5 protein-coding genes are annotated in these 5,679 nt (G+C 56.6%); all 5 read left to right on the top strand.

From position 1 onward, the window contains the following. On the top strand, positions 1-484 hold a 484-nt coding region (locus ABYV89_RS13940; protein ID WP_432823551.1), incomplete at its 5' end, for a 6-bladed beta-propeller. An 83-nt stretch (positions 485-567) separates the two neighbouring features. Continuing rightward, positions 568-1,338, top strand: coding sequence for a hypothetical protein (locus tag ABYV89_RS13945; RefSeq protein ID WP_432823552.1), 771 nt, complete (start codon positions 568-570; stop codon positions 1,336-1,338). Positions 1,339-1,365: 27 nt separating this feature from the next. Further along, entirely contained in the window at positions 1,366-2,496 is a 1,131-nt protein-coding gene (locus tag ABYV89_RS13950) for a cytochrome c3 family protein (RefSeq protein WP_432823553.1), read from the top strand. 152 nt (positions 2,497-2,648) lie between these two features. Then, positions 2,649-3,812, top strand: coding sequence for a type II secretion system F family protein (locus ABYV89_RS13955; RefSeq protein WP_432823554.1), 1,164 nt, complete (start codon positions 2,649-2,651; stop codon positions 3,810-3,812). A 21-nt stretch (positions 3,813-3,833) separates the two neighbouring features. After that, positions 3,834-5,564 (top strand): GspE/PulE family protein, encoded by a 1,731-nt coding sequence (locus tag ABYV89_RS13960; protein ID WP_432823555.1) that lies wholly within the window; start codon positions 3,834-3,836, stop codon positions 5,562-5,564. Positions 5,565-5,679 lie beyond the last annotated feature (115 nt).

Here is a 5,679-nt window from a genome sequence, read left to right on the forward strand (position 1 = left end):
GCAAGGACGTCTTTATGTTGTTGACGTACTTAGGGGGTGTGTCGAAATATTTTCCCCTGACGGTACTCACCTCGGCGGACTGGAATGCGGAGCAGGAGAGTTGAACCGCCCTTCCAATGTCACGGTCGACCAAAGTGGTCGGGTTTATGTGACCGATTCTCTTAATTTCAGGATAGTCGTGTTCGGTGCCGATCAGAAAGTTTTGGCCAGCTTTGGAGAAATTGGCGATGGTCCCGGTCATTTTGCCCGGCCGAGGGGGGTCGCTGTTGATTCCCAAGGCCACATTTATGTCTCCGATGCGGCATTTGACAATGTCCAGGTCTTTGATTTGACCGGAAACCTGCTGTTGTTTTTCGGTGGGTCCGGTAAGGGGCCAGGAAAGTTCAACCTTCCGGCCGGGCTTTTTTTCGACCGGGAGGGCCGGCTTTACGTGGCCGACACCTATAATCGTCGGGTGCAGATCTATGAATATCTGCCACAGTGATCGAGGTGGTATTTTTATTGCAAGATTTACCGGCTGTTGAGAATGGTTATTTCACTGATTCAACCAGGTGATCGCGAGACATCATGAAAAAACGAGTTGGTGTGGCCCTGCTGGCAGGGCTTTTAGCGCTGTGGGTTCCGTTGGCACAGGGCCGTCCGGTTTCTGATTCGCTTAATCCACACAATCTGTCATTCGGTGCAACCCACGGGCGCACCAAGGCGGATGTCGGTTCGGAATTCGGGTCCAAGGAGATCTGTATCTTCTGTCATACACCCCACAGTTCGTCGGCGCAGGGCCCGCTCTGGAATCGGTTGGACCCGGCCAATATGGGGTCCTTCCCGCTGTACAATTCAGCCTCGCTGAAAATCAAGGACATCCCCCAGGCCCAGTACAATACCACCGATTACCCTAACGGGGCGTCCAAGCTTTGTCTGTCCTGCCATGATGGCGTAACCGGGATCGGGACGCTGCTCGACCGGGCTATCACTATGAACAACGCCTCCATGCCGCTCGGCTTTGAAATCGACCTGACCCAGACCCACCCGGTTTCCTTTGTCTATGACAATGCGGTTCTGACGGCGATCCAGGGTGCCGGTAAGCCCGGCTATACCCTGCCGTCCCTGTCCATTGAGCTGCGCGACAGTCAGAGCCGGATCCAATGCACGACCTGTCACGATCCCCACGACGATCGTGATGAGTATGCGGGCGACGGCGTGCCGCCGTTCTGGCGCTATATTTCAGCGACCGCTGCCGATTCCTATAATGATGTCTGCAATACCTGTCATCCCGGTTCGGAGTTGACGACCTGGAGTATCGGTTCTGGTGACAACCATACCGGGACTTTTCCGCGATAATCCTCTTGGATGAAATGAGATGATTCGATGAAAGTTAGGCTGACTGGAAACAGATGGGTGCTGGCTTGCGCGCTGCTGATGATGGTGGGGGTGCTAGTCCCTTTCGAATCGGCCCTGGCTGTCGGGGGCGGACGGACCATGCTGCGCGGAGCGCACGGCGACCGCTCGGTGCTTCCCAAAACCTGCCGGGCCTGCCATCGCGGCATGTCCATGAAAATATCCGGGGAAGAGGCGGTTTGTCTCCAGTGCCACGGTGATTCCCAGGACCGCCAGACGATGATTTCGCAAGGTTATCTGCGTTCGACCATCGGTGGCGAACTGGCCGATATAGGCGATCAGTTGCGCAAGACGTACAGTCACCCGGTGCTCAGTGGGCAGGGGGTGCACCGGCAGCTTGAGGCGCTTCCGGAGGAGGTCAGCAACGCGGCCCGGCATTCCGAATGCGTCGATTGTCATGAGCCTCATGTGGTCGAGAAGGATCGGCCTTTTCGGGGGATTGGCGGGCGCCGGATCGGCAATTTCATGGCCGATATCGACAAGGAATACGAGCTCTGTTACAAATGTCACTCCTCAAGCGTTAATCTGCCGGCCAAGTCGACCAATAAACACGCCGAATTCAAGACAACCAATCCGTCGTTCCACCCGGTCGAGGGCGAAGGTCGCAGCCTTTACGTGATCAGCCTCAAGGAGCCCTACAACGAAAGAGAAGAAAAGCCGGGGGATGTTTCCGTCATTACCTGTGGCAGCTGTCACGGCAACGACGACCCGAATGGCCCGCGCGGGCCTCATGGCTCAAACTATGCCGGGTTGCTGGTGCGAAATTACGAAATGGAAGACCTGCGGCCGGAAAGTCCCTATGCCTATGCGCTCTGTTATGGCTGCCATGACCGGGCCAGCATTCTCGGCAATGAAAGTTTCCCCTATCATGCCCTGCACATCCTTGGCAATCCGGCGACCAATGAGCTGGGGACCTCCTGTTTTACCTGCCATGATGCCCACGGGAGCACCAAGTATCAGCATCTGATCCGCTTTGACGAAGACGTGGTCAGTCCCAACGAGGATGACAAGCTGGAATACAAGGCGACGGGGGTCGCATCAAGGCACGGCTCCTGCCTGCTCAATTGCCACGATGTTGAGCACAACCCGAAATCGTACTGACGATAGCTTTTGACAGTCAGCGAGCCGGACGGATATGCCCCGTCCGGCTCGCTGTTTTTTTGCCTTTTGCTTTCTAATTACAGGAGCCTGTGGTATTTTATCAGACTATGGCGAGCTACCTGTGTAAAATTGGAACCGCGGATGGCCGGGTCGTGGAACGGGAATTCGAAGCGGTCAGTCGGGACCTGCTCAAGGAAAGCCTTGAGGAGCAGGGGTTTCACGTTTTCTATGTCAAAAAAAAGGCGTTTCAGCTTTTTTCCCGCAAAGGCAGCTTCCGCACCCAGTTCAGCGGCCGTCGTTTCCTTTCGTTCAACCAGGAACTGCTGGTTCTGATCCGCTCGGGCTTGCCTATCCTGCAGGTTCTGGATACGATTATCGAGAGGGTCGAACCTGGGCAGATTCTTGATGTGCTGCGGGAGATTCGAGAAGACGTCAAGGGCGGCGGTGCCTTATCCGAAGCTTTCGGTAAATATCCCCGGTTTTTCCCGGCGCTCTATGTGGCTTCCGTTAAGGCCGGGGAGAAAACCGGGGATCTGCCGGTGACCCTGGCGCGTTTTATCCTCTATCAGAAGCGGGTCGAGGCACTCAAGGCCAAGGTCAAGGGGGCGGCCTTTTACCCGATTCTGCTGAGCATTGCGGTGATCGCAGTCGTTCTCTTTCTGATGCTGTTTGTGGTTCCCCGGTTCACCCAGATTTACGCCGATGCCAACGCTCAATTGCCGCTGATTACCCGGGTGCTGATCGGGGTTACCGAGAACCTGACGGCGAGTCTGCCGGTCGCCGTTCCACTGTTGATCGCCGGGGGAGTGGCGATTCGCATCTATGCCCGCACTGAGCGGGGCACTCTGCTGGTGGACAGGACCAAGCTCCTGTTGCCCTTTTTCGGTAAACTGTTCGGCGATTATGCTATTTCCAGCTTCTGCCGAACCTTTGCCACGACCCTTTCGAGCGGGATCCCGGTGGTTCAGGCCATGCAGATGGCTCGCGGCACCCTGAATAACCGTCTGCTCGAGAACCGCATGATGGACGCTATTCGGAAGGTGGAAGAAGGGATGCCCATTTCGTCTTCGCTGGAGCAGACCGGATTTTTTCCTGGCCTGGCTTTGCGAATGATCGGCGTGGGCGAGACGACCGGGGCTCTGGCCGACATGCTCAACGATGTCTCCGAGTATTACGAAGAGGAAGTCGAGCGTCTGCTGGATCGCCTTACGACGCTGGTTGAACCGATTATGATGATGAGCATGGGGCTGCTGATCGGTGGGATCATCGTGGCCATGTATGTCCCTATTTTTCAATTGGGCAGCACCGTTCGCTAATTGTAGCGGAGAATCGTCCTGATGAGTTTTGAGCGGAAAAAAATCGGTGAAATCCTGGTTTCCATGGGAGCCATCACGCCAGCTGAGATCAAGCTTGTGCTGGAGCGGATGAAGACCCTCGGAGAAAACTTCGGTTCCACCGGGGTCGCTGAAGGGTTCTTTTCCGCCGAAGCGCTGGTTCAGGCCCTGGCCCAGCAGTTTCACCTGGATTATATCGATCTGGAAGATTTCATCCCCGATCCCGAACTGCTGGCATCGTTGCCGCCCGGGATGGCGATGCGTTACCGTTTCCTGCCGATCCGCCGTGACAAAGATGAAATGGTGGTGGCGATCGCGGATCCCACCGATGTGGCAACCCGGGAGAGCCTCGAGCTGCTGCTGGACATGTCGCTTTCGCTGCGGGTGGCGGTTGAAAGCAAGATCGTCAAGATTCTCGAACGATCCGAGGGGACCAAGCATGTGCTGGACGAGGTCTCCGAAGATTTCAAAATGCAGTTGGTCAAGGAGACCGACAAGGGCGAAGAAGTCCTTTCCCTGGAAAAGCTCACCGCCGACACCAGCCCGATCATCCGGCTCATCGATTCGACCCTCTACGATGCCCTCAACAAGCGGGCCAGCGACATCCATATCGAGGCCGCCCTCGAAGGGGTGGTGATCAAGTACCGTATCGACGGGGTTCTGTATCGCGCCACCGAGCCGCTCGACAGCCGTTTCCAGGGGCCAATCATCTCCCTTATCAAGGTAATGAGCGAACTCGACATCTCCGAGCGGCGTATCCCCCAGGACGGTCGCTTCAAGGTGCGCATCGGCGGGCGTTCCATCGACTTTCGCGTATCGATCATGCCGAGCATCTTTGGCGAGGACGCCGTCATCCGTATCCTCGACAAGGAGACCATCGCGTCGGACCTCAAGGGCCTCACCCTCGAGGCTCTCGGCTTCGCCGAGCGCGAACTGGTCCGGTTCCGGCGCATGATCCGCGAACCTTACGGCATGGTGCTGGTCACCGGCCCGACCGGCAGCGGCAAAACCACCTCACTGTATGCGGCTCTGTCGGAAATTCACAACGAAGAAGAGAAAATCATCACCATCGAAGATCCCGTCGAATATCAGCTCAGGGGGATTGTTCAGATCCCGGTCAACGAGAAGAAGGGGCTGACATTTGCCCGCGGCCTGCGGTCGATTCTGCGCCATGACCCCGACAAGATCATGGTCGGCGAAATCCGTGATTCGGAAACCGCCCAGATCGCCGTGCAGTCGGCGTTGACCGGTCACCTGGTCTTTACCACGGTGCATGCCAACAACGTCTTTGACGTGCTGGGCCGGTTTCTGCACATGGGGATCGATGCCTACAATTTCGTTTCCTGTCTCAACTGTGTCATTGCCCAGCGGCTGGTGCGCAAAATCTGTCCCCATTGCAAACATGAGGTGCAGTATGACCAACAGACCCTGGAAGAGTCGGGGCTCGACTACGAAGAGTACCGCAACCATATCTTTTTCGAGGGGGCCGGCTGCAAGGAATGCAACGGCATGGGCTACCAGGGGCGCAGTGCGATTGTCGAGCTGCTCGATTTGAACGATGAAATGCGTGAACTGATCGTCGAAAAGGTGCCGATTTCCCAACTCAAGAAAGCGGCTGTAAAGTCCGGGACCCGGTTCCTCCGGGAATCGGCCCTCGAAAAAGTGCTGACCGGGATTTCCACGCTCAAGGAAATCAACCGGGTCACGTTTGTCGAAAAGGTGGAAGCAGGGTGATGCGTCGTAATTTTATCAGTCTGGATATTTGCGGCGGTGAGCTGCGCGCAGTGGCGCTGCGTCGGCAGGGGACGAAAACGGTTGTTCTGACCGGAGCCAAAACCTCGCCGTTGCC

The organism is Trichloromonas sp. (assembly GCF_041583255.1).
Taxonomy (GTDB): Bacteria; Desulfobacterota; Desulfuromonadia; order Desulfuromonadales; family Trichloromonadaceae; genus Trichloromonas.

Excerpts from the sequence above, each read along its gene's own strand:
- ABYV89_RS13950 (WP_432823553.1), top strand. The coding sequence starts at position 1,366 with ATGAAAGTTAGGCTGACTGGAAACAGATGGGTGCTGGCTTGCGCGCTG.
- ABYV89_RS13945 (WP_432823552.1), top strand. The coding sequence starts at position 568 with ATGAAAAAACGAGTTGGTGTGGCCCTGCTGGCAGGGCTTTTAGCGCTG.
- ABYV89_RS13960 (WP_432823555.1), top strand. The coding sequence starts at position 3,834 with ATGAGTTTTGAGCGGAAAAAAATCGGTGAAATCCTGGTTTCCATGGGA.